20 protein-coding genes are annotated in these 22,631 nt (G+C 62.5%); 10 read left to right on the top strand and 10 right to left on the bottom strand.

The annotated features are described in order from the left end of the window. Nucleotides 1-61 precede the first annotated feature (61 nt). The 3 genes from BM416_RS06230 to BM416_RS06220 all read right to left on the bottom strand — a co-directional run bounded on the left by BM416_RS06230 (nucleotide 62) and on the right by BM416_RS06220 (nucleotide 4,643). Complete coding sequence (locus BM416_RS06230) at nucleotides 62-3,532, bottom strand: hybrid sensor histidine kinase/response regulator (RefSeq protein ID WP_092486568.1); 3,471 nt, start codon at nucleotides 3,530-3,532, stop codon at nucleotides 62-64. 119 nt (nucleotides 3,533-3,651) lie between these two features. Next, nucleotides 3,652-4,035, bottom strand: a complete 384-nt coding sequence (locus BM416_RS06225; protein WP_027603821.1) for a YbaN family protein — start codon at nucleotides 4,033-4,035, stop codon at nucleotides 3,652-3,654. Nucleotides 4,036-4,055: 20 nt separating this feature from the next. Further along, nucleotides 4,056-4,643, bottom strand: coding sequence for a UPF0149 family protein (locus tag BM416_RS06220; RefSeq protein WP_027603822.1), 588 nt, complete (start codon nucleotides 4,641-4,643; stop codon nucleotides 4,056-4,058). 279 nt (nucleotides 4,644-4,922) lie between these two features. On the opposite strand from BM416_RS06220, the gene recQ reads away from it, so the two are divergent. Continuing rightward, nucleotides 4,923-7,049 carry a DNA helicase RecQ gene (gene recQ, locus BM416_RS06215; protein ID WP_092486564.1) on the top strand — a complete coding sequence of 709 codons (2,127 nt, stop codon included), beginning with the start codon at nucleotides 4,923-4,925 and terminating at the stop codon, nucleotides 7,047-7,049. 121 nt (nucleotides 7,050-7,170) lie between these two features. Beyond that, nucleotides 7,171-7,605: a MarR family transcriptional regulator gene (locus BM416_RS06210; RefSeq protein ID WP_092486562.1), complete on the top strand. Its 435-nt coding sequence runs from the start codon at nucleotides 7,171-7,173 to the stop codon at nucleotides 7,603-7,605. 20 nt (nucleotides 7,606-7,625) lie between these two features. Here BM416_RS06210 and BM416_RS06205 read toward each other — a convergent pair whose 3' ends face one another. Continuing rightward, nucleotides 7,626-9,815 carry a patatin-like phospholipase family protein gene (locus BM416_RS06205; RefSeq protein ID WP_027603825.1) on the bottom strand — a complete coding sequence of 730 codons (2,190 nt, stop codon included), beginning with the start codon at nucleotides 9,813-9,815 and terminating at the stop codon, nucleotides 7,626-7,628. 84 nt (nucleotides 9,816-9,899) lie between these two features. On the opposite strand from BM416_RS06205, the gene BM416_RS06200 reads away from it, so the two are divergent. After that, nucleotides 9,900-10,187, top strand: coding sequence for an Rdx family protein (locus BM416_RS06200; RefSeq protein WP_065924939.1), 288 nt, complete (start codon nucleotides 9,900-9,902; stop codon nucleotides 10,185-10,187). Between the two features lie 41 nt (nucleotides 10,188-10,228). Here BM416_RS06200 and BM416_RS06195 read toward each other — a convergent pair whose 3' ends face one another. From BM416_RS06195 to BM416_RS06185, 3 genes are all read right to left on the bottom strand, one after another. Beyond that, nucleotides 10,229-10,510, bottom strand: a complete 282-nt coding sequence (locus tag BM416_RS06195; RefSeq protein WP_092486559.1) for a hypothetical protein — start codon at nucleotides 10,508-10,510, stop codon at nucleotides 10,229-10,231. A gap of 131 nt (nucleotides 10,511-10,641) precedes the next feature. Continuing rightward, entirely contained in the window at nucleotides 10,642-11,526 is an 885-nt protein-coding gene (locus BM416_RS06190; RefSeq protein WP_092486556.1) for a DMT family transporter, read from the bottom strand. A gap of 99 nt (nucleotides 11,527-11,625) precedes the next feature. Next, nucleotides 11,626-12,375: a helix-turn-helix transcriptional regulator gene (locus tag BM416_RS06185; RefSeq protein WP_092486554.1), complete on the bottom strand. Its 750-nt coding sequence runs from the start codon at nucleotides 12,373-12,375 to the stop codon at nucleotides 11,626-11,628. Nucleotides 12,376-12,512: 137 nt separating this feature from the next. Between BM416_RS06185 and BM416_RS06180 the strand changes: the two genes are divergently transcribed. Then, entirely contained in the window at nucleotides 12,513-13,322 is an 810-nt protein-coding gene (locus BM416_RS06180; RefSeq protein WP_027603830.1) for a UDP-2,3-diacylglucosamine diphosphatase, read from the top strand. 65 nt (nucleotides 13,323-13,387) lie between these two features. Here the strand turns inward: BM416_RS06180 and BM416_RS06175 are convergent, their stop codons facing one another. The 3 genes from BM416_RS06175 to phhA form a co-directional block, all read right to left on the bottom strand. After that, complete coding sequence (locus BM416_RS06175) at nucleotides 13,388-14,581, bottom strand: amino acid aminotransferase (protein WP_092486551.1); 1,194 nt, start codon at nucleotides 14,579-14,581, stop codon at nucleotides 13,388-13,390. Next, complete coding sequence (locus BM416_RS06170) at nucleotides 14,581-14,937, bottom strand: 4a-hydroxytetrahydrobiopterin dehydratase (RefSeq protein WP_010208721.1); 357 nt, start codon at nucleotides 14,935-14,937, stop codon at nucleotides 14,581-14,583. Before BM416_RS06170 ends, BM416_RS06175 begins: the two co-directional genes overlap by 1 nt. 105 nt (nucleotides 14,938-15,042) lie before the next feature. Beyond that, nucleotides 15,043-15,834, bottom strand: coding sequence for a phenylalanine 4-monooxygenase (gene phhA, locus BM416_RS06165; protein WP_092486548.1), 792 nt, complete (start codon nucleotides 15,832-15,834; stop codon nucleotides 15,043-15,045). Nucleotides 15,835-16,091: 257 nt separating this feature from the next. On the opposite strand from phhA, the gene BM416_RS06160 reads away from it, so the two are divergent. From BM416_RS06160 to flgJ, 6 genes are all read left to right on the top strand, one after another. Further along, on the top strand, nucleotides 16,092-17,654 hold the full coding sequence (locus BM416_RS06160; protein ID WP_065946832.1) for a sigma-54-dependent transcriptional regulator: 1,563 nt from the start codon (nucleotides 16,092-16,094) through the stop codon (nucleotides 17,652-17,654). 232 nt (nucleotides 17,655-17,886) lie between these two features. Then, nucleotides 17,887-18,627 (top strand): flagellar basal body rod protein FlgF, encoded by a 741-nt coding sequence (locus BM416_RS06155; RefSeq protein ID WP_065924946.1) that lies wholly within the window; start codon nucleotides 17,887-17,889, stop codon nucleotides 18,625-18,627. Between the two features lie 72 nt (nucleotides 18,628-18,699). After that, on the top strand, nucleotides 18,700-19,485 hold the full coding sequence (gene flgG / locus BM416_RS06150; RefSeq protein WP_027603835.1) for a flagellar basal-body rod protein FlgG: 786 nt from the start codon (nucleotides 18,700-18,702) through the stop codon (nucleotides 19,483-19,485). A 53-nt stretch (nucleotides 19,486-19,538) separates the two neighbouring features. Then, on the top strand, nucleotides 19,539-20,234 hold the full coding sequence (gene flgH, locus BM416_RS06145; protein ID WP_092486545.1) for a flagellar basal body L-ring protein FlgH: 696 nt from the start codon (nucleotides 19,539-19,541) through the stop codon (nucleotides 20,232-20,234). A 27-nt stretch (nucleotides 20,235-20,261) separates the two neighbouring features. Continuing rightward, the gene (locus tag BM416_RS06140; RefSeq protein ID WP_033901075.1) at nucleotides 20,262-21,350 is read left to right on the top strand and encodes a flagellar basal body P-ring protein FlgI; all 1,089 of its coding nucleotides are present in this window, start codon (nucleotides 20,262-20,264) and stop codon (nucleotides 21,348-21,350) included. 4 nt (nucleotides 21,351-21,354) lie between these two features. Beyond that, nucleotides 21,355-22,623: a flagellar assembly peptidoglycan hydrolase FlgJ gene (gene flgJ, locus BM416_RS06135; RefSeq protein ID WP_092486542.1), complete on the top strand. Its 1,269-nt coding sequence runs from the start codon at nucleotides 21,355-21,357 to the stop codon at nucleotides 22,621-22,623. Nucleotides 22,624-22,631: the final 8 nt, after the last annotated feature.

Genomic DNA, 22,631 nt, shown 5'->3' with positions numbered 1-22,631 from the left:
CACAATCCGAAAGGTGGAAGGGGTGTAGCCCCCTCCCACATGTTGACTGAGTACATCCGGTTTATAGCGGTAAGTGTCGACTCAGCAACGCCCGCAGCGCGGCGGGCTTCACCGGTTTGGCGAGGTAATCCAGCCCCGCCGCATGCACCTCTGCCACCATCTCCGGGCGGCCGTCGGCACTGATGACCACGCCGGGAATCGGCTCCGCCATTTGCGCCCGCAGCCAGCCCATGAGCTCGGTGCCGGTCTCTCCGTGGTCGAGGTGGTAATCCACCAGTGCCAGTTGCGGGCGTACGCCTTGCTCCAGCAGCGCCGCACATTGGGCCTGGTCGGTGGCGGTCCACACTTCACAGCCCCAGCGTGTCAGCAGGCTGCGCATACCGATCAGGATGCTCTCTTCGTTGTCCACGCAGAGTACTTGCGCGCCGCTTAACGGCAGGCCGTTCTCCTGGGTAGGCTTGACCTGCGGGCTGGCCTGGTTGCGTGCCAGCGGCACACGCACGCTGAACACGCTGCCCTTGCCGGGCCATGAGCGCACGCTCAGGCGATGGTCCAGCACCCGGCACAGGCCGTCGGCAATCGCCAGGCCCAGGCCCAGGCCTTTCTCGGCGCGGGTCTGGTGGCTGTCCAGGCGCTTGAACTCTTCGAAGATCACCTTCTGTTTATCCAGCGGGATACCAGGGCCTCGGTCCCAGACTTCCAGGCACAGCTCGCCCTTGCGCCGGCGTACGCCGAGCAGCACCGGGCCGTCAGCATACCGGAAAGCGTTAGTCAGGAAATTCTGCAGGATCCGCCGCAGCAACTTGATGTCACTGTCCACGCGCAAGCGGCTGCCGCGCAGGCGAAAACGCAGGCCTTGTTCCTGGGCCAGGGCCTTGAATTCCGCGCCGAGGGTGTCGAACAGTTCGTTGAGCACAAAGGGCTGGCGCTGCGGGTTGATCTTGCCGTTTTCCAGGCGCGAGATATCCAGCAGGTCGCTGATCAGGTCTTCGGCCGAACGCAGCGAGCTGTCCAGGTGCTGTACCAGTTGCCGGGCTTCGCTGGACAGGCCGTCGTTCTGGTGGGAAAGGGCGGCGGAGAACAGGCGGGCGGCGTTCAGCGGTTGCATCAGGTCATGGCTGACGGCCGCGAGGAAGCGGGTCTTTGACTGGCTGGCGGACTCGGCCACGCCCTTGGCATCGGTGAGCGCCACATTGAGCTGCGACAGTTCGTGGGTGCGCTCGGTCACCCGTTGTTCGAGGCCTTCGTTGGCCTCGGTGAGTGCCTGCTCGGCCTCGCGGAACGCGGTAATGTCGGTGAAACTCATGACGAAGCCGCCGCCGGGCATCGGGTTGCCGATCAGCTCGATCACCCGCCCATTCGGGAACAGCCGCTCTGAGGTATGCGCGCGGCCCTGGCGCATCCAGTGCAGGCGGCGCGCCACATGTACCTCGGCTTCCCCCGGCCCGCACAGGCCGCGCTCGGCATTGTAGCGAATGATGTCGGCAATCGGTCGGCCTACGCTGATCAGCCCGTCCGGGTAATTGAACAATTCGAGATAGCGCCGGTTCCAGGCCACCAGCTTGAGGGACTGGTCCACCACACTGATGCCCTGGGTGATGTTCTCGATGGCGCCTTGCAGCAAGGCACGATTGAATTGCAGCACTTCGGACGCTTCGTCGGCGATGCGTACGACGTCTTCCAGCTGCATTTCCCGCCCTTCGATCGCCGCTTTCACCACGGCCCGGGTCGAGGATGCGCCGAGTACGCCGGCCAGCAGTCGCTCGGTGTGGGCGATCCAGTCGTTGTCGGCATTCTGGTTGGGGTTAAAGCCTTTGCCCTGGCGATAGGCGAAGCGGATAAAACTCTGCTGGGCCCGTTCTTCGCCGACAAACCGCGCGGCCAGGCTGAGCAGGTCGCTGATCTGTACCGACAGCATCGAGCGAGCGTTGGCGCGCGGGCTGATTTCCTGGCCGATAAAACGCCCGGCTTGCCAGTGTTCCGACACGCGCGTGCGCGACAGCATCGATACCCACACGAACAGCGTGAAGTTACCCGCCAGGGAAAACACGGTGCCCAGGGTCAGTGAGGTGACGGACAAACCGAGCGGGTGCGAATGCATCCACGTCAGCCCCGGGAAAATGGCGAGGGACCAACCCAGGCTTTTCGCGGTAACCGGTAGGACCAAGGTGTAGAACCACAGGAACGTACCCGCCGCCAGCCCCGCAAATACACCGCGTCGGTTGGCTTGCTTCCAATACAGTGCGCCAAGCATGGCCGGGGCCAGTTGAGTCACCGCGGCAAACGCGATCTGGCCGATGGTCGCCAGGCTCGCGGTGGAGCCCAGCAGGCGGTAGCTGACATACGCCAGCAGCAGGATGATCACGATGCTGACCCGGCGCACCGACAGCATCCAGTGGCGGAACACTTCGAACGGCCGCTCGGCGCTGGAACGGCGCAGCAGCCAGGGCAGCAGCATGTCGTTGGAGACCATGGTCGACAAGGCGATGCTCGCCACGATCACCATGCCGGTGGCCGCCGACGCACCGCCGATAAACGCCAGCACGGCGAGGGCCGGGTGGGCTTCGGCCATGGGCAGGCTGATCACGTAGGAGTCCGGCAGCACCGAGCCGGGCAGCATCATTTTGCCGCCCAAGGCGATCGGCACGACAAACAGCGCGGCGAGGATCAGGTAGGCCGGGAACACCCACTTGGCCAGGCGCAGATCCTGGGGGTCGATATTCTCCACGACCGTCACATGGAACTGCCGGGGCAAGCAGATGATCGCCATCATGGCGACGCCGGTCTGCACCACCATCGACGGCCAGTTGATGGTTTCCTTCCAGTATTCCTCCAGGCGTGGCGCGAGCATCGCCTGGCTGAACAGGTCGCCGAAACCGTCGTACAGGCCGTAGGTCACAAACGCCCCGACCGCAAGAAAGGCGAACAGCTTCACCAACGATTCAAACGCAATCGCCAGTACCATGCCGCGGTGGTGTTCGGTGGCGTCGAGGTTGCGGGTACCGAACACAATGGTGAACAGCGCCAGCACCAGGGACACGATCAAGGCGGTGTCCTGGGCTCGGGTGCCGGTGGTATCGGCACCTGCGCCAATCAGCAGGTTGACCCCCAGCACGATGCCTTTGAGTTGCAGGGCGATATAAGGCAGCACGCCCACCAGGCAGATCAGCGCGACCACCACCGCCAGGGACTGGGATTTGCCATAGCGTGCGGCGATGAAGTCGGCGATGGAGGTGATGTTTTCCTGCTTGCTGATCAGGATCATCTTCTGCAGGACCCAGGGCGCCAACACCAGCAACAGCACCGGTCCCAGGTAGATCGGTAAGAACGCCCACAGTTGTTCGGCGGCCTGGCCTACGGCGCCGAAGAAGGTCCAACTGGTGCAGTAGACGGCCAGCGACAGGCTATAGACCCAGGCACGCATGCGCGGCGGCAGCGGCGCACGGCGGCGGTCCCCGTAGAAGGCGATGGCAAACATAATGGCCATATAGGCCAGGGCAACGGCGGCGATCAGCCCGCTGGACAGCGTCATGGTAACTCCGAGCATGAGAACACCCAGGCATTCCAGGCCCGGTTGGACAGTCTCGCATGATGCCTGGGGTTAGTCAGTGTCGACCAAGGTCGTGTGGGATCTAATGTCGCAGGGGGCGCTCAGCGCGGTGGCAGGGTTTTCTGGCGCAGGATGTAGATTGTCACCAGCACGGCGCTGGTCAGCATGAAGCCACGTGCCCATGGCAACGGCACCAGGTAGCAGGAAAAACCGATACTCAGCCACATCAGGCCGATGGCGTAGACCTTGCCCTTGAGAGGGATGCCGTTGCCGTCCAGGTAGTCACGAATCCAGGGGCCCAGGCGCGGGTGTTCCACCAGCCACTGGTAGAAACGCGGGGAGCTGCGAGCGAAGCAGGCGGCGGCGAGCAGGAGGAACGGGGTGGTCGGCAATACCGGCAGGAAAATACCGATCACTCCCAACGCTACGCTCAGCCAGCCGATGGCCAGCAGCACGTAGCGCAGGAGCAGCGAGCGATTGCCCATGGGTGTCACGGGCAAGCGACTCAGTGGTGGCGTGGCTTGAGGATCGCCGGTTTTTCGTCAGGGGCGTTGCACAGCAGGTACAGGGCGGTCAGCGCTTCCGGGATCTGTACGATCATGTCGTCCATCAGGTTGGCGTCGGCGGCGATGTCGGAAAATTCAGCTTCTTCCTCGAACAGCCCCGAACCGACCATGATCGGCAAGAGCATTTCGCTGACTTCTTCCTCGGCGGTTTCGAACCAGGCGGCTTCACGCAGGAACACACCTTCCATGAAGCCGATGCACCAGCCGCGCAGGTCGGAGTCGTCCGGCTCTTCGCCCAGGTCCAGCTCGCACGGCAACTCGAACTCTTCATCGGAGGCCAGTTGGCGCGAGATGTGGGCCTTGAGGGCCAGCAGGGTGGATTCGATTTCTTCGCGCTGGGCGGCGTCGGCGTAGTGCGGCTCTTCGGCGAACAGTGCGTCGATCCATTCACGGTCGGGAACGACCTCGGAGCAGATCGACAGGGCGGTCAGGTAGCCGTGGGCGGCCACGTAGTCCAGCGCCTCGTCATGCAGCTCATCGGCGTCGAGGAAGGCTTGCAGGCGGGTTAGTTGCTCAGCGAAGGACATTGAAGGACTACCTTGGGAATAAACGATGCTGAATTCTAGGCTTTCTTGCGCGGCCAAGCCAGTCGGCATGCATATTTGCCAGGTTTTAGAGACGGGCTGCAATTCGTCAGCGGCACCCTTTGCCGGATGACGCTCGGGTATACTGCCGCGTTTTGTGATGCCCCTGCAGGCCAAGCGCCAGGTCGAGAAAACTTCGCTTACGGATTATTTTCCGTGAGCCCGTATTTTTTCGACCAGCCTGTACAGAGGGATTTCGGCACTATTTTGTTGGAGTTATACATGCTCGATCAGGCTCAACGCGTCCTCAAGGACATCTTCGGCTACGACAGTTTTCGTGGCCGCCAGGGTGCGATCATTGAGCGCGTGGCCAAGGGCGGTGATGCCCTGGTCCTGATGCCTACCGGCGGTGGCAAGTCGTTGTGCTTCCAGGTGCCGGCGTTGTTGCGCAACGGGCTGGCGGTGGTGGTGTCGCCCTTGATCGCGTTGATGGACGACCAGGTTGCGACCCTGGAAGAACTCGGCGTTGCCGCCGCCGCCTTGAACTCCACCCTCAGTGCCGAGCAGCAACGCGATCTGGCCGCGCGGATCAAGCGCGGTGAAGTGAAGATGCTTTACCTGGCACCTGAGCGCCTCGTGCAGCCGCGCATGCTGGCGTTTTTGCAGAGCCTGGAAATTGCCCTGTTCGCCATCGACGAAGCCCACTGCGTATCGCAATGGGGGCATGATTTCCGCCGCGAATATTTGCAGCTCGGTCAACTGGCGGAGCTGTTCCCGGATGTCCCGCGTATCGCCCTGACCGCCACGGCCGACAAGCGCACCCGTGAAGAAATCGTCGAGCGCCTGCACCTGCAGGACGCCGAGCGGTTCCTGTCGAGCTTCGACCGGCCGAATATTTTCTACCGCATCGTGCCCAAGGAGCAGCCGCGCAAGCAGTTGCTGGCATTCCTTTCCGAGCGGCGCAGCGATGCGGGCATTGTCTATTGCCTGTCGCGCAAGAAGGTCGATGAAGTGGCTGCGTTCCTCTGCGAGCAGGGCTACCCGGCGCTGCCGTACCACGCCGGCCTGCCCAACGAAACGCGCGCTGCCCACCAGAAGCGCTTCCTCAACGAGGAAGGCCTGATCATGGTGGCCACCATCGCGTTCGGCATGGGCATCGACAAATCCAACGTGCGCTTCGTGGCCCATATGGACCTGCCCAAGTCCCTCGAGGCCTATTACCAGGAGACCGGGCGTGCCGGCCGTGATGGCCTGCCGGCGGATGCCTGGATGGTCTACGGCCTGCAGGACGTGGTGATGCTCAAGCAGATGCTGCAGAACTCCGAAGGCGATGAGCGCCACAAGCGCCTGGAGCAGCACAAGCTCGACGCGATGCTCTCGTTGTGTGAAGAGACCCGCTGCCGCCGCCAGACCTTGCTGGCCTACTTCGACGAGGACATGCCGCAACCGTGCGGCCACTGCGATAACTGCATCGATGGGGTGCAGACCTGGGACGCCACCGAGCCCGCGCGCCAGGCGCTGTCGACGATCTATCGCACCGGCCAGCGTTATGGCGTCGGTCATCTGGTTGATGTATTGCTGGGCAAGGACAACGAAAAAGTACGCAGCTTCGGCCACGAGAAACTCTCGGTCTACGGCGTCGGCAAGGCCCGTGCCGAGGGCGAGTGGCGTTCGCTGTTCCGGCAGATGGTCGCGCGCGGCCTGGTGGACATCGATATCGAAGGGTATGGCGGCCTGCGCCTGAACGACAGCTGCCGGCCGCTGCTCAAGGGCGAGGTGAGCCTGGAGCTGCGCCGCGACCTCAAGCCGCAAACCACCGCCAAGACCAGCACCAGCCAGGCCAGCCAGCTTGTACGGGGTGAGGAGCGCGAACAGTGGGAAGCCCTGCGTACCCTGCGACGCAAACTGGCCCAGGAACACAGCGTGCCGCCGTACGTTATTTTCCCCGACTCCACCTTGCTGGAAATGCTGCGCGAGCAGCCCACCACCATGGCCGAAATGGCGCGGGTCAGCGGCGTCGGTGCGCGTAAGCTGGAGCGCTACGGCCAGGCGTTCCTCGAAGTGCTCGGTGGCCAGGCCGAAGCACCGAAGGAAATCGCCGATATTCGCCATGAACTGATCAGCCTGGCACGCGCCGGCATGACCCCGATGCAGATCGCCGGCCAGCTGCAATGCTCGGAGAAAAACGTCTACACCTTGCTGGCCGAAGCCATCGGCAAGCAGCAGTTGTCATTGGAGCAGGCCCTTGATTTGCCGGAAGATTTGCTCGGCGAAATCCAGGATGCATTCCTGGACGGAGAAGGCGAATTGCCACCGGTTGCGGAGATTGCACCGCTGTTTACCGGGCGTGTTCCTGAAGGGGTTTTGTACTGCGTACGGGCCGCTTTGCAGTCTGAATTCGAAATTTAGTGTGCCAATTACGACAATGTAACGAATCAGTACATAGCAACTCTTGCCTAGTGACATGGCTCATGCTTAGCTGACTAATAATTAGCCATACTTTATTTTCAGTCTAAACCATGAGTTTTTTATGCCGTTAACCGATCAACACCGTTTTGGCATGCAACTGGCGCAAATGTCCCGAGGTTGGCGCGCCGAGCTCGACCGCCGCTTGGCCGGGCTGGGATTGTCCCAGGCGCGCTGGCTGGTGCTGCTGCACCTGGCCCGTTTTGAAGATGCCCCCACCCAGCGTGAGCTGGCGCAAAGCGTCGGCGTAGAAGGGCCGACACTGGCCCGGTTGCTCGACAGCCTCGAAGGCCAGGGCCTGGTGCAACGCCAGGCCGTGGTGGAAGACCGTCGCGCCAAGCGCATCTTGCTGTGCGACACCGCCAAGCCGTTGATCGAGCAGATCGAGACTATCGCCACGGCGTTGCGCCAGGAACTGTTTATGGGCGTTGACGAAGAAGATATGCGTGTCTGCATGCGGGTGCATGGGCACATCCTGGCGAACCTGGAAAAGTCCTGATCCGAGCCCCGTAGCAAAGGTTAGAAGGTTTGCCCGAGGTTCAGGTACACCGCCTTCTGATTATCATCGTTGAACCCATAGCTGAAATTCAGCGGCCCCAGCGGCGTATCAAACCCGAGGAAAATACTCGCGGCGTTGATATAGCCGCTGTCGAATTCATTGTCGTTGTTCCACGCCCGGCCGCGTTCCAGGGACGCGCCCAGGTACAGTGGGAAGTCCAGCGGCAGGTAGGAGCGTGGTGTCAGCCGGCGGTAGTACACCGCGCGCATCAAGCTGATGTTCTGCCCGGAAATCGCATCCTGGCGAAAGCCCGACAACTGCCGCGCACCGCCCAGCAGGAAGCTGGAAATCACCACGTCCGAATCATCCAGGGTGCGCCCGTAGCGCCCGCCCAGTACCAGGGTGTCCGGACCATGGCTCATGGCCTTGTCCAGCTTGAACTCCCATTGTCGATAGCGCTGGTCCGAGCCCAACCCCGGTTCGAATTCGCGAAAGGCCAGGCCAATGTCCTCGCCGCTGTGGGGGAAGTACACGTTATCCAGGGAGTCGAAGGAGTACTTCAGTTCATAGAAGCCTTCGCTGAAGCTCACACTTGGCAGGTCGCGGTCGCCGATGCGCACATCCGCCTTGCCCCAGGCCTCGCCGACACCGAAGCGGATCTCGCCGCTGTTGCCGATCTGCCGCCCCACGTTGAGGCCGAAGCCGTAGCGTTCCAGGCGGTATTCGGAGATGGGGTCGTTGTCCAGGATCAGCTCGACGTTCTGTGCCTGGGCGCTGATATACGGCGCGACAAAGTAGCGCGAACCGGTATCCATCGGCTGGTAGAACTCGCTGTAAAGCTCCTGCCGATCACCGATCTGCACCCGCGTCAGCCACTCGGCACCCAGGCGATTGATGCCGTTCATGCGGTAGCTGGCGCCGAGGTTGAAGGCGCTGTCGCCGCGCATGTCGTCCGACAGGTTCAGGCCCAGGCGCAGGTAGTCGGTGCCGCTGCGTTTGCCGCGCGCGCTGATCACCAGGGTGTTGTCCTGGCCCTTTTTCACCACGCGGTATTGCACCTGCTCGAAGTAATCCAGGCCATACAGGGTGCCCATGTCGGTCTGCAGGCGGCCAAGTTCCAGCGGTTGGCCCAGCGGTTGGCGGATGTAATAGCGGATCACGTCGTCGCTGACCTTCGAGTCGTTCTCCACCTTGATCGCGGTGATCACCGGGGTGCGTTCGCCCGGGGTACGCGCGGCTACCAGTTGCGGGTCGATCGGCTCGGCGGGGCGCAAATGGGCCAGGCGAACGTCAAGGGCGCGGGTGGCACGGTAGCCGGCATCGATCATGTCCTTGGCGCGGCCGAAATCCGTCACGCCATAGGCGGCCAGGGGCGGCTGGATCAGGACATCCCTGGGCTGCAGGGCCTTGAGTTGTTCTTCGGAGTTGCGCCTGGTCATCAGGGTGATGGACTGGTTGAGCACGTCCACCACCGTTGCCAGTTGCTTGCGTGAACGCAACGGGGTGCCGATGTCGACCACGATGGCGATGTCCACGCCCATCTCACGCGCCACATCCAGTGGGATGTTATCGGTCATGCCGCCATCCACCAGCAGTCGGCCATCCAGCTCCACCGGCGCGAACACGGCCGGGATCGACATGCTGGCGCGGATCACCTGGGGCAGGTGGCCCTTGCTGAATACCACTTTCTCGCCGGTGGTGATGTCGGTGGCCACGGCACGAAAGGGGATCGGCAGCTTGTCGAAATTACGCGTGTTGCTGGTGTGGGCGAACATGCTTTCCAGCAACAGCGCCAGGTTCTGGCCCTGGATCACGCCAAGGGGCAGGCCGAGGCTGCCGTCATCGCGGAAGCTGAGTTTCTGCTTGACCAGGAAATCCCGGTCATCCTGCTTGCGTCGAAACGGCACGTCTTCCCGTGGCGGTGCGTCGGACAGCGCCTGTTGCCAGTCGATGCCCAGGGCCAGTTTTTCCAGCTCATCGATCTTGTAGCCCGACGCATACAGCCCGCCAATCACCGCGCCCATGCTGGTGCCGGCAATCGCGTCGATGTGAATACCCTGTTCCTCCAGGGCCTTGAGCACGCCGATATGGGCCAGGCCTCGGGCGGCACCGCCGGACAGCACCAGGCCGATTTTGGGGCGGGGCGTCTCAACGGCGTCGGCAAGAAGCGGGAGCAGGCACAGGAACAGGCAGGACAACAGGCGGCGCATCATGAATCTCGAGGCTGGGCGATAAAGGCCGGTATTATAGCCATCCGATCCGCCGAGCCCGTTACGCCAGGAGCCTCTCAAATTATGTCGCTGAGCAAACCCGAGATTGTCATCACCTATTGCACCCAGTGCCAGTGGCTGCTGCGCGCCGCGTGGCTGGCGCAGGAGTTGTTGAGTACGTTTGCCGATGACCTCGGCCGGGTGGCGCTGGAGCCGGCCACCGGCGGTGCGTTTCGGATCACCTGCGACGGTGTGCAGATCTGGGAGCGCAAGGCGGATGGTGGCTTCCCTGAAGCCAAGGTGCTCAAGCAACGGGTGCGCGACCAGATCGATCCACAACGGGACCTGGGCCACAACGACCGTACGCCATGAAGGTCACCGCCACAGCCGGGCGGTGACCCCTTGGCGCGCCGCTATTTGGCGGCCATCTTGCTTTTGATGAAGCCCACGACCCAGGTCAGTAGCAGGCCGCCGACACCGCCGCCGACGATGTTGCTGCCCACCGCCGCCACATCCAGGGCTTCGCCGCCGGAGGTGCCCGTGAGTGTCGCGACAACCTGGCCCAGCACCAGCCCACCGATACCGCCAAGCATGGTATTGAGGCCGGTCCCCAGGCTTTGTTTGGTCATGCCGGCCAAATTGCCACCGACGGCACCGCTGATGATCTGAACCAACAAGCTGATGAACATTTCCATGATGAAACCCCTGCATCGCGTTGATGGAGTGACCACTCGCGTGCAGCAACTTCAGGAAACGCCATGGCTGTCGTCGAGGAGTCTGTATCCGTTGAACGACGGCTGACTGTTGCGGATGTTTAAAGTATAGATCAGGTCGCTGCTGCGGGCTGTCTGGCCTGGCTGGCGCCGCCCATCATCCCGGAAAGCACGATGGCGACGATGATCAACGCGCCGCCCAGCAGCATGCGCAGGGTCGGGGTTTCGGCAAACAGCAGCCAGGCCACGGTGATGCCGTAGACCGGCTCCATGGCGAACACCACCGAGGCGGTGCGCGCCTTGATCACCGCGAGGCTGGCGACAAACAGGCTGTGGGCCAGGCCGGTGCAGAACACCCCAAGCAGGCCGATCCACAACCAGTCCAGCGCGCGCACGTCCGCCAGCCCCGGCGCGGCCACCGGCAGCAGGCACACCGCGACCACCACGTTCTGGCACAGCGCTGCCTGCACGGCGGGAATCCGTCCGGAGCTGGCGCGGTTGTTCAGCGACAACAATGAGAACAGCAAACCCGAGACAATCCCCCAAAGCAGGCCGCCCGTGGCTTCGCTGGCGAGATTGAAGTCCGGCGTCACCAGCACCAGGCCAACGGTGACCAAAGCCACCAGCACGATTTCATTGGCGCGGATACGCTCGCGGAAGATCAGCCCTTCGAGGATCACGGTAAACGCCGGGAATGCGGTGAATCCCAGCGTGGCGACGGCCACGCCGGCGACCTTGACGGCAATGAAGAACGTCACCCAATGCGCCGCCAGCAACACGCCGCTGACCAGCAGGCGGCGCCAGTCCTGCAGCGCCAGGGTTTTCCAGGGGGCGTTGCTGGCGAAGCGCGCAAACACTGCCAGGGCAATCACGGCAAACGCGGCGCGACCGAAGACGATGATGGCCGGCGAGGCTGCCGCCAGCTTGCCGAAGACGCCGGTAAGGCCAAACATCAATGCGCCGATATGCAGGGCGCCGAGGGCTGAACGGGGAGTCATTGCGATCCTTGAACCAACGGGAGTGACAGGTTCGCAGTCTAGAGGGTACAGGTGTGTGCGTCTGTCGTGGGACTCGCGATTTTTAGCGCAAGGCTCGCCCTATGGGGCGCGCCGCAATGTGCCGGGAGAGGCGCCGAATTCGCGCAGCATAGCGGCGGCAAAGGCACTTTGTGAGGTGTAGCCAACCCGCACGGCGATTTCACCGATGGGCAGCGGCGTCTCGCGCAGCAGGTTCAGGGCCAGTTGCAGGCGCCGACTGCGGATGTAATCCATGGGCGTCTGCCCGCACTCGGCCATGAACCGCGCATGCAGGCGCGCCGCTGATAGGCCGGCGATGCGTGCCAGGTCAACGACTTGAAGGGGGTGGGCGAGGTGCTTTTCGATATGCCCATTGAACGCTGCATACGGCAGGCGCCGGCCCGGCACCTGCGGGGCCTGCGAATGATTGAGGCTGGCCAGCAACAGCACCGCACCCTGCTGGACGATCAGTGGATCATCCACAGGGCCGTGCGCCAGCCATTGCACCAGTTGGTGCTGCCGGGCATCCAGGGCCAGGCGTGCCGGTTGATCGAGCAGGCGGCGGCTGGCGTCGGCGTGTTCGCCCAGGGATTGCAGGAGCCAATGCTCCGTGGGCACATCCAGCACCAGGCAGCGGCTGCCATCGCGACTGCCACAGGCGTGGTGGGCGGAGAAGGGCAGCACCATCACGCTGCTTTCGCGCACCTGGCTGCCACGGCCGTCGACTTCCAGGTCCAGGTGGCCGGACAGGCCGAACACCAACTGTGCATGGTCATGGCTGTGGGCGATGGGCGCTTCGAGGTAGTGGCGTAGCGTGAGCGACGGTCTCATCGCGGTCTCCTGGGCGGCAGGGCGCCAGTCTACAACGCTTCGCGGCCGGCGGGCGCTGTCATCGGACTGACGCACGACTGTCATGGGCTATTAATCGCCAGGGCGCAAGCTCGCGAAAACAGCGTCGAGGGATGCCCATGACCAGTGCCGAGTTCACCAAGCCCAGCCGCAAGCAGCGGGTTCGTACCCTGTGGATTTCCGACGTGCACCTGGGCACCCGGGATTGCCAGGCCGAACACCTGTCGCAGTTCCTCAAGGGCTACCACGCCGATAAGGTCTACCTGGTGGGCGATATCATCGACGGCTGGAAAATGCGCGGCGGCATGTATTGGCCCCAGGCCCACACCAACGTGATCCGTCGCCTGCTGACCATGGCCAAGCGCGGGACCGAGGTGATCTACGTGACCGGCAACCACGACGAGTTCCTGCGCCGCTACTCCAAGCTGATCCTGGGCAATATCCAGTTGGTGGATGAGGCGGTGCATGTGACGGCCGACGGTCGTCATCTGCTGGTGATCCACGGCGATCAGTTCGATGTGATCACTCGCTACCACCGTTGGCTGGCGTTCCTGGGCGACTCGGCCTACGAGTTCACCCTCACCTTGAACCGCTGGTTGAACCACTGGCGCGCCCGCTACGGCTATGGCTACTGGTCTTTGTCGGCGTACCTGAAACACAAGGTCAAAACCGCCGTGAGCTTTATCAGCGATTTTGAAGAAGCCATCGCCCATGAAGTGACCCGGCGCGAGTTGCATGGCGTGGTGTGCGGGCATATCCACCATGCGGAGATTCGCAAGGTGGGCGAGGTGGATTACCTCAACTGCGGGGATTGGGTGGAGTCGTGCACGGCGTTGATCGAGCACTGGGACGGGAGCATCGAGTTGTATCGCTTGGCGGATGCCCAGGCGAAAGAAGCGCTGCTGAAAGCCGAGATGGTCGCCAGCTGAGGGGTGTGCTCGGTCAAAATGTGGGAGGGGGCAAGCCCCCACCCACATTTTCAGTCCCGGTTTCGTCAGTGGGAGACGTCGGCGATGGCTTCGGCCAGGAGCGTCAGGCGTGTCGCATCAATACCCGCCACGTTGGCCCGTCCCGAACTGACCATATACACGCTGTGCTTCTCGCGCAGTTGCTTGACCTGCTCGGCACTCAAGCCGGTGTAGGAAAACATCCCACGTTGCGCCCCGATGTGCGCAAACTGCTCAGCCAGGCCATGGGGCGCCAACGCCTCCACCAGTCCGGAGCGCAACTGCGCGATTCGCGCACGCATGGCTTCGACTTCCTCGCTCCACTGCTTTTTCAGTTCGGCATCACCGAGGATAGTCGCGACCACCGCCGCACCATGGTCCGGTGGCGTCGACCACAGGTTGCGCGCAGTGTTCGCCAGCTGGCTGCGTACATCCTTCAGCTTCTCGGCGTCCGCCGCGCACACGATCAGCGCGCCGACACGGTCGCGGTACAGGCCGAAGTTCTTCGAGCACGAACTGGTGATCAATACTTCCGGCAGTTCAGCCGCCAACAAGCGCACCGCCCAGGCGTCCTGCTCCAGGCCGTCGCCAAAGCCCTGGTAGGCGAAGTCGATCAGTGGCAGCAACTGGCGCTCGCGCACGATGTGCAGCACCTGGCGCCAGTCATCCTGGGACAGGTCGAAGCCGGTCGGGTTATGGCAGCAGGCGTGCAGCAAGACCACGTCGCCCTTGGGCACGGTGGAGAGGGTTGCCAGCATCGCCGCCACATCCAGGCGGTTATCCGCGCCCACGTAGGGGTAATGGCTGACCCTGAGCCCGGCCTTGGCAAAGATGGTTTCGTGGATCGGCCAGGTCGGGTCGCTCAACCACACGCCACGGCCGGGCAGGTTGTGGGCGATAAAGTCGGCGCTCAGGCGCAGGGCGCCGGTGCCGCCTGGGGTCTGGGTCGCGCCGGCACGGTGTTCGCGCAGCAGGGCGGAGTCGGCGCCCAGCACCAGTTCGCTGATCAGGCTGCCGAATGCTGCATCGCCGTGGCCGCCGATATAGGTCTTGGTGGCCTGGGTGTCGACCAGGCGCTGTTCGGCGCGCTTCACCGAAGCTGGAATCGGCGTCAGGCCCTGGTCGTCCTTATAGACGCCCACGCCAAGGTCGAACTTGTTCGGATTGGCGTCCTGGGCATACAGGTCCATCAAGCCGAGGATCGGGTCGCCGGGCACCCGGCCTATGGCATCGAAATGCATTACTTGCGGCCCTCGGCGTCCTTGGCCACTTCGTCGGTGCGCGCGGCCATGATGAAGTCGTTGCGGTGCAGGCCCTTGATGGAGTGGCTCCACCAGGTCACGGTGACCTTGCCCCATTCGGTGAGCAGGCCCGGATGATGGCCTTCGGCTTCGGAGATTTCACCCATGGCGTTGGTAAAGGCCAGGGCGAACTTGAAGTTCTTGAACAGGAAAACCTTTTCCAGCTGCATCACGCCGTCGCGTACTTCGATGTTCCAGTCGGGGATCTGCTTGAGCAGCACCGGCAGTTCTTCATCGCTGACTTGCGGGGCATCGGCGCGGCAGGCTTCGCAGTGGGCTTGGTTCAAGGTGGTCATGTGGTGGTGTCCTGAATTCGAGTGTTTAAAAACGGTCGTCAGTGGCGTCACCCTAAAGCAACGCGGAGCCAGGGAACAGACTCACCTGGCCTTAAAAGACGCAGTTCAAGCAGCCTTTGGTTTGGGCGGGAATTTTGGGGCGTGCAAGCCCAGCAGCATGCCGCGCTCGACCATGCCCATGATGTCTTCCTGCGCCACTTCGAACAGGCGCTTGAGGTTGGGCAATACGAAATACAGCGGTTGCAGGATGTCGATGCGATACGGCGTGCGCATGGCTTCCAGCGGGTCGAAGGCTTGATGCTCAGGCTGGTCGGACAGGCAGTAAACACTTTCCTTGGGCGACGACAAAATCCCGCCACCGTAGATACGCCGACCTTCGGGGGTGTCCACCAGGCCGAACTCGATGGTCATCCAGTACAGGCGCGCCAGGTACACCCGTTGCTCCTTGGTGGCCGCCAGGCCGAGCTTGCCGTAGGTGTGGGTGAATTCGGCGAACCACGGGTTGGTCAGCAGCGGGCAGTGGCCAAAGATCTCGTGGAAAATATCCGGTTCCTGCAGGTAATCCAGTTCTTCGCGGGTACGAATAAAGGTCGCCACCGGGAACTGCTTGTTGGCGAGCAATTCGAAGAAGGTCTGGAAGGGAATCAGCGCCGGCACGCGAGCGACTTGCCAGCCGGTGGTCGCGGCCAGCACCTGGTTGATTTCACCCAGTTGCGGGATGCGATCCAGGGGCAGGCCGAGCTTGTCGATGCCGTCCAGGTATTCCTGGCACGCGCGGCCCTCGATCACTTTCAACTGGCGGGTGATCAGGGTGTTCCACACCGCGTGCTCTTCCGGCGGGTAGTGGATAAAACCTTGCGCATCGGGCTCGCGGGCCACGTAGTGCGTTTGCTTCATACGGCTCTCCTGCTAGGCATTCGTTCTTGTTATGTCCTGGGATGAGCCTATTGATACGCCGTACGCGGCGAGATGCCATCGGCTTCAAGGGCTTGCGCGTAGGAAAAATTACCAATATTCGTAAAGTATTCGTTACGGAAGCACGGCTGGTTGGCGTATTGGGCTGGGAAAAGCCCCCGAGCTGTCACATAATCTTGACGACTATCTGCGCCCAGCGACAAAAAGACGCGGCGCCTACCCACTTTCCGGGCCTTTTCATGCGTATCAAAGTGCACTGCCAGAACCGCATCGGCATCCTGCGGGACATCCTCAACCTGTTGGTGGAGTACGGCGTCAACGTCGCCAAGGGTGAGGTGGGCGGCGAGCATGGCAACGCCATTTACCTGTTCTGCCCAAACCTGGTGAATATGCAATTCCAGGCGTTGCGCCCGCAGTTCGAGGCGATTGCCGGGGTGTTTGGCGTCAAAAGGGTAGGGCTGATGCCCAGTGAGCGTCGGCATATGGAACTCAATGCGCTGCTCGGTGCGCTTGAGTTTCCGGTGTTGTCCATCGACATGGGCGGCTCCATCGTCGCCGCCAACCGTGCGGCCGCGCAGTTGCTCGGGGTGCGGGTGGACGAGGTGCCGGGCATTCCGCTGTCGCGCTACGCCGAGGATTTCGACTTGCCGGAACTGGTGCGCGCGAGTAAATCGCGGATCAATGGCCTGCGGGTGAAGGTCAAGGGTGACGTGTTCCTGGCGGATATCGCACCGCTGCAATCCTCCGAACATGACGACAGCGAAGCCATGGCCGGCGCCGTGTTGACCCTGCACCGTGCCGACCGCGTGGGCGAGCGTATCTACAATGTGCGCAAACAGGAGTTGCGCGGTTTCGACAGTATCTTCCAAAGCTCCAAGGTCATGGCCGCCGTGGTGCGTGAAGCCCGGCGCATGGCGCCGTTGGATGCGCCTCTATTAATAGAAGGCGAAACCGGCACCGGCAAGGAGCTGCTGGCGCGCGCTTGCCACCTGGCCAGCCCGCGCGGGCAATCGCCGTTGATGGCGCTGAACTGCGCCGGGTTGCCCGAGTCGATGGCCGAGACCGAATTGTTCGGCTACGGCCCCGGCGCGTTTGAAGGCGCGCGGGCCGAAGGCAAGCTCGGGCTGCTGGAGCTGACGGCCGGCGGTACGTTGTTTCTCGATGGTGTCGGGGAAATGAGCGCGCGCTTGCAGGTGAAATTGCTGCGCTTCCTGCAGGACGGCTGCTTTCGGCGCGTGGGCAGTGACGAAGAGGTGTACCTGGATGTGCGGGTGATCTGCGCCACCCAGGTGGACCTCTCCGAACTCTGCGCCCGTGGCGAATTCCGCCAGGACCTCTATCACCGCCTCAACGTGCTGTCCTTGCATATCCCGCCCCTGCGCGAATGCCTCGACGGCCTTGCGCCCCTGGTCGAGCACTTTCTCGACCAGGCCAGCCGGCAGATCGGCTGCCCGTTGCCCAGGCTGGCGCCTGCCGCCATGGACAAGCTCAGCCACTACCACTGGCCGGGGAATGTGCGGCAGTTGGAAAACGTGCTGTTCCAGGCGGTATCGCTGTGTGACGGCGGGACGGTCAAGGTCGAACACATCCGCCTGCCGGACTACGGCGTGCGCCAACCCCTTGGCGACTTTTCCCTGGAGGGCGGCTTGGAGGCAATCGTCGGGCGCTTCGAGAAGGCGGTGCTGGAGAGCCTGTATGCCGAGCATCCCAGCAGCCGGCAGTTGGGGAAACGCCTGGGGGTGTCGCACACCACCATCGCCAATAAGTTGCGCGATTACGAAATCCTCAAGGCGGACAAATAACCAACTGCGCCCCCCGCATTGGTTCTCTGTCACCCGTAAGACGGGTACTTGCCGTAAGCGGCATAAGTCCGCCGTTTTTTCGACTATCTCCAGTCCTTCAAATCCTGCTGCCTGCCCGCAAACCCCAGCCCCGCCTGGACTTTCCCCTGTTTTTAAAAGTTGGTTCGCAAATTGCTTAAGCCTCATCAGTACAGCGGTGGGCGGCAAGCCTGCGTCAGAAAGAGGAAAGAGCGTGGACAAGTACCTTTATGTGGCAATGACCGGCGCCAGCCAGAATGCACTGGCGCAGAAGGCCCATGCCAACAACTTGGCGAACATTTCCACCAACGGTTTCCAACGCGACCTGGAACAGGCGCGTTCGATGCCGGTGTTCGGTGACAGCTTTCCGGCGCGTGCGTTTGCCATGACCGAGCGACCTGCGACCGACTTCAGCCCCGGCGCCATGATCGAGACCGGTCGCGACCTGGATGTGGCGGTGAACGGCAATGGCTGGATGGCGGTGCAAACCCCGGATGGCGGTGAAGCCTACGTGCGCAGTGCCAGCATGAACGTCGATGCGCTGGGTGTGCTGCGCGCCGGCAATGGCATGCCGATCATGGGCAACGGTGGCCCGATCGCCGTACCGCCGCAGCAGAAAGTCGAAGTGGGCGCCGACGGCACCATCAGCATCCGCGCCATGGGCGAAGGCCCGCGGGTGATGGCTGAAGTGGACCGCATCAAGCTGGTCCAGCCCGACCTCAAGAATATGAATAAAGGCCTGGATGGCACCATCCATACCAAGGATGGCCAGCCGGCCGTCGCCGATGCGAACGTCACGCTGACCTCGGGTTTCCTGCAGGCGAGCAACGTCAACGCGGTTGAAGAAATGACCGCGGTCCTGGCGCTTTCCAAGCAGTTCGAGTTGCACATCAAGATGATGAACAGCGCCAAGGAAGACGACCAGGCCATGACTCGCGTAATGGCGATGAGCTGATAGCCGCGTTATTGACCGACTACTAATTTTTGCAGCGCAGCGCCAACAAACAGGCGCACGAAGGAGAACAGCATGCTTCCGGCTCTATGGGTTGCCAAAACAGGCCTGTCCGCCCAGGACACCAACCTGACCACCATTTCCAACAACTTGGCCAACGTGTCGACCACGGGTTTCAAACGTGACCGCGCCGAGTTCCAGGACTTGCTCTATCAGATCAAGCGCCAGCCAGGCGCCCAGTCGACCCAGGACAGCGAATTGCCGTCGGGCCTGCAACTGGGTACCGGTGTGAAGATCGTCGGCACCCAGAAGAACTTCAACGCCGGTAACCTGCAGCAGACCGGGCAGCCGCTGGACATGGCCATCAACGGTAAAGGGTTCTTCCAGATCCTGCAGCCGGATGGGACCACTTCCTACACCCGTGACGGTACCTTCCACCTGGACTCCAATGGCCAGATCGTGACGGCCAACGGTTTCGCCCTGGAACCGGCTATCGTCGTGCCGAACAACGCCCAGACCTTCACCGTCGGCAACGACGGCACCGTGTCGATCACCGTGGCCGGTAACCCGGCGTCGCAAGTGATCGGCAACCTGCAAACCGCCGACTTCATCAACCCGGCCGGCCTGCAGGCGATGGGTAATAACCTGTTCCTGGAAACCGCTTCCAGCGGCGCGCCGCAAATCGGCACCCCTGGCCTGAACGGTTTCGGCACCACGCTGCAAAGCACCCTGGAAACCTCCAACGTCAGCACCGTTGAAGAGATGGTCAACATGATCACCACTCAACGCGCCTACGAGATGAACTCCAAGGTGATTTCCACCGCCGACCAGATGCTTTCGTTCGTAACGCAGAATCTGTAATCAAGTCTATGGGGCGCTCCTGAGAGCGCCTGCAACACCGTGAGGTAAGGGTCATGAATCGCTATGTTTCCGTTCTGGCATTGAGTGGGATTGCCGTGCTCGCGGGCTGTGTCGCCCCGACGCCAAAACCCAATGACCCGTACTACGCGCCGGTGTTGCCGCGCACGCCGTTGCCGGCGGCGGCCAACAATGGCTCGATCTACCAGGCCGGTTTCGAACAGAACCTGTACAGCGACCGCAAGGCGTTCCGCGTGGGTGACATCATCACCATCACCCTGAACGAGAGAACCCAGGCGAGCAAGAACGCCAACTCCCAGATCGACAAGACCAGTACGGCCAGCATTGGTTTGAGCTCGCTGTTTGGCGCCGTGCCCAACACCAATAACCCCCTGGGCAATGGTGACCTGAGTCTGAATGCCGGCTACAGCGGTGATCGCGCCACCAACGGCAAGAGCGCGGCAGCGCAGGGCAACAGCTTGAGCGGTTCGGTCACTGTGACGGTGGCCGATGTATTGCCCAACGGCATCATCGCCGTGCGCGGTGAGAAGTGGATGACGCTTAATACCGGCGACGAGCTGGTGCGTATTGCCGGCATGGTCCGTGCCGATGATATTTCCACCGACAACACTGTGTCGTCGACGCGGATTGCCGATGCACGCATTACCTACTCGGGTACGGGTTCGTTCGCTGATGCGAGTCAGCCGGGCTGGTTCGACCGTTTCTTCCTTAGCCCGCTGTTCCCTTTCTAGGTGGCCACTTTGAAACTCAAACAGCTGATGGCGGCGGCACTCCTGCTGAGTCTGAGCGCAGTCGCCCAGGCCGAACGCCTGAAAGACATCGCCAGCATCTCTGGCGTGCGTTCCAACCAGTTGATCGGCTACGGTCTGGTGGTGGGGCTCAACGGTACGGGCGACCAGACCACCCAGACCCCGTTCACCCTGCAGACCTTCAACAACATGCTCTCGCAGTTCGGCATCAAGGTGCCGGCGGGTTCGGGCAACGTGCAGTTGAAGAACGTCGCGGCGGTGTCGATCAGTGCCGACTTGCCGGCGTTTTCCAAGCCGGGCCAGGTGGTCGACATCACTGTGTCGTCCATCGGTAACTCCAAAAGCCTGCGGGGCGGCACCTTGCTGATGACCCCGCTTAAAGGTATCGACGGTAACGTCTATGCCATCGCCCAGGGCAACCTGGTGGTGGGCGGGTTCGACGCCGAAGGTCGCGACGGTTCGAAAATCACCGTCAACGTGCCGTCGGCCGGGCGTATCCCGGGCGGCGCTACGGTTGAACGTACGGTGCCGAGCGGTTTCAACCAGGGCAACAGCCTGACCTTGAACCTCAACCGTTCGGACTTCACCACCGCCAAGCGTGTGGTCGACAAGATCAACGACATGCTCGGCCCTGGCGTGGCCCAGGCTATCGACGGTGGCTCGATCCGCGTCACCGCGCCGCTGGACCCCAGCCAGCGCGTGGACTACCTGTCGATCCTGGAAAACCTCGAAGTCGATCCGGGCCAGGCGGTGGCCAAGGTCATCATCAATTCGCGTACCGGTACCATCGTGATCGGCCAGAACGTCAAGGTCTCGCCGGCCGCAGTGACCCACGGCAGCCTGACCGTGACCATTACCGAGGACCCGATCGTCAGCCAACCTGGGCCATTGTCCAATGGCCAGACGGCGGTGGTGCCACGCTCGCGAGTGAATGCCCAGCAAGAAGCCAAGCCGATGTTCAAGTTCGGCCCCGGTACCACCCTGGATGAGATTGTGCGTGCAGTGAACCAGGTGGGCGCAGCGCCAGGCGACTTGATGGCGATCCTCGAAGCTTTGAAACAGGCCGGCGCGTTGCAAGCCGACCTGATCGTGATTTAAGGCCATGGCCATGGACATGCGTAACAGCGGCCTGACCAGCACGGCGGATTCGGGTTCGTATTCCGACTTGAATCGCCTGAACCAACTGAAGGTCGGCGACAAGAACAGCGAAGGCAACATGCGCAAGGTGGCGCAGGAATTCGAATCGCTGTTCTTGAGCGAGATGCTCAAGTCCATGCGCTCGGCCACCGAGGCCCTGGGCAAGGACAACCCGATGAACACCCCGGCCGCCAAGCAGTACCAGGAAATGTACGACCAGCAACTGGCGGTTTCCATGTCCCGCGAAGGCGGCGGTATCGGCCTGGCCGATGTGCTGATGCGCCAGATGCAGAAGAACAAGCCGGTGGACGCCCAGGCGGCCACCTTGCAGGGCCCGGCGGCGGCCGAGGCGGTCAAGAAAGTCGATGTGCCGACGCAAATTGCCGCCGGTACCCAGGCCGAGGGCCCGCTGGGGCGTTCCAATGGCCAGCGTCCACTGTGGGCCTATCGCGTGGCGGAGCCCCAGGCGGGCGCTGCAGCGGCCCACAGCAATGACATCGCACTGATGAACCAGCGCCGTATCGCCTTGCCGAGCAAGCTCACCGATCGCCTGCTCGCCGGTATCGTGCCGAGCACCGACACCGCCACCGTTGCCCAGGCGGCACCGTTGCGTAACAGCGCGGCCGCCGACAATGTGGTCAACAGCACCGCGCGCACGTTTGCCGTGCCGAGCGGGCGCATGCAGGTCTACGGCCGCGCCGTGGCCCAGCCGCCATTGGCACCGGTGAAGAAGGCGTTCAGCTCCCAGGATGAGTTTGTCGCGACCATGTTGCCGATGGCCAAGGCGGCGGCCGCGCGTATCGGTATCGATCCGAAGTACCTGGTGGCCCAGGCCGCCCTGGAAACCGGTTGGGGCAAGTCGGTGATGCGTGCCGAGGATGGCAGCAGCAGCCACAACCTGTTCGGCATCAAGGCCGGCCAGAGCTGGCAGGGCGGCCAGGCCCGTGCAATCACCAGCGAGTTTCGTGATGGGGCGATGGTCAAGGAAACGGCGCAGTTCCGTTCCTACGCCTCCTACCAGGACAGCTTCCATGATCTCGTGACATTGCTGCAAAGCAATGATCGCTATAAAGAAGTTGTGAAATCGGCCGATAACCCCGAACAGTTTGTACGCGAGTTGCAAAAAGCCGGGTACGCCACGGACCCGGCCTACGCCAGCAAGATTTCGCAGATCGCAAAAACCATGAACAGTTACCAGAATTACGCTGCCGCGGGCGCGACCACTCATTTATAAGGTCTGAA

It is taken from the genome of Pseudomonas sp. NFACC42-2 (assembly GCF_900116055.1).
Classification (GTDB): Bacteria; Pseudomonadota; Gammaproteobacteria; order Pseudomonadales; family Pseudomonadaceae; genus Aquipseudomonas; species Aquipseudomonas marginalis.
This window is presented reverse-complemented; position numbering and strand designations above follow the sequence as displayed.

Excerpts from the sequence above, each read along its gene's own strand:
- BM416_RS06220 (WP_027603822.1), bottom strand. The coding sequence starts at position 4,643 with ATGTCCTTCGCTGAGCAACTAACCCGCCTGCAAGCCTTCCTCGACGCC.
- recQ (WP_092486564.1), top strand. The coding sequence starts at position 4,923 with ATGCTCGATCAGGCTCAACGCGTCCTCAAGGACATCTTCGGCTACGAC.
- flgG (WP_027603835.1), top strand. The coding sequence starts at position 18,700 with ATGCTTCCGGCTCTATGGGTTGCCAAAACAGGCCTGTCCGCCCAGGAC.
- BM416_RS06180 (WP_027603830.1), top strand. The coding sequence starts at position 12,513 with ATGACCAGTGCCGAGTTCACCAAGCCCAGCCGCAAGCAGCGGGTTCGT.
- BM416_RS06195 (WP_092486559.1), bottom strand. The coding sequence starts at position 10,510 with ATGGAAATGTTCATCAGCTTGTTGGTTCAGATCATCAGCGGTGCCGTC.
- BM416_RS06170 (WP_010208721.1), bottom strand. The coding sequence starts at position 14,937 with ATGACCACCTTGAACCAAGCCCACTGCGAAGCCTGCCGCGCCGATGCC.
- BM416_RS06185 (WP_092486554.1), bottom strand. The coding sequence starts at position 12,375 with ATGAGACCGTCGCTCACGCTACGCCACTACCTCGAAGCGCCCATCGCC.
- BM416_RS06190 (WP_092486556.1), bottom strand. The coding sequence starts at position 11,526 with ATGACTCCCCGTTCAGCCCTCGGCGCCCTGCATATCGGCGCATTGATG.
- BM416_RS06160 (WP_065946832.1), top strand. The coding sequence starts at position 16,092 with ATGCGTATCAAAGTGCACTGCCAGAACCGCATCGGCATCCTGCGGGAC.
- flgH (WP_092486545.1), top strand. The coding sequence starts at position 19,539 with ATGAATCGCTATGTTTCCGTTCTGGCATTGAGTGGGATTGCCGTGCTC.
- BM416_RS06200 (WP_065924939.1), top strand. The coding sequence starts at position 9,900 with ATGTCGCTGAGCAAACCCGAGATTGTCATCACCTATTGCACCCAGTGC.
- BM416_RS06205 (WP_027603825.1), bottom strand. The coding sequence starts at position 9,815 with ATGCGCCGCCTGTTGTCCTGCCTGTTCCTGTGCCTGCTCCCGCTTCTT.
- BM416_RS06140 (WP_033901075.1), top strand. The coding sequence starts at position 20,262 with ATGGCGGCGGCACTCCTGCTGAGTCTGAGCGCAGTCGCCCAGGCCGAA.
- BM416_RS06210 (WP_092486562.1), top strand. The coding sequence starts at position 7,171 with ATGCCGTTAACCGATCAACACCGTTTTGGCATGCAACTGGCGCAAATG.
- flgJ (WP_092486542.1), top strand. The coding sequence starts at position 21,355 with ATGGCCATGGACATGCGTAACAGCGGCCTGACCAGCACGGCGGATTCG.
- BM416_RS06225 (WP_027603821.1), bottom strand. The coding sequence starts at position 4,035 with ATGGGCAATCGCTCGCTGCTCCTGCGCTACGTGCTGCTGGCCATCGGC.
- phhA (WP_092486548.1), bottom strand. The coding sequence starts at position 15,834 with ATGAAGCAAACGCACTACGTGGCCCGCGAGCCCGATGCGCAAGGTTTT.
- BM416_RS06175 (WP_092486551.1), bottom strand. The coding sequence starts at position 14,581 with ATGCATTTCGATGCCATAGGCCGGGTGCCCGGCGACCCGATCCTCGGC.
- BM416_RS06230 (WP_092486568.1), bottom strand. The coding sequence starts at position 3,532 with ATGACGCTGTCCAGCGGGCTGATCGCCGCCGTTGCCCTGGCCTATATG.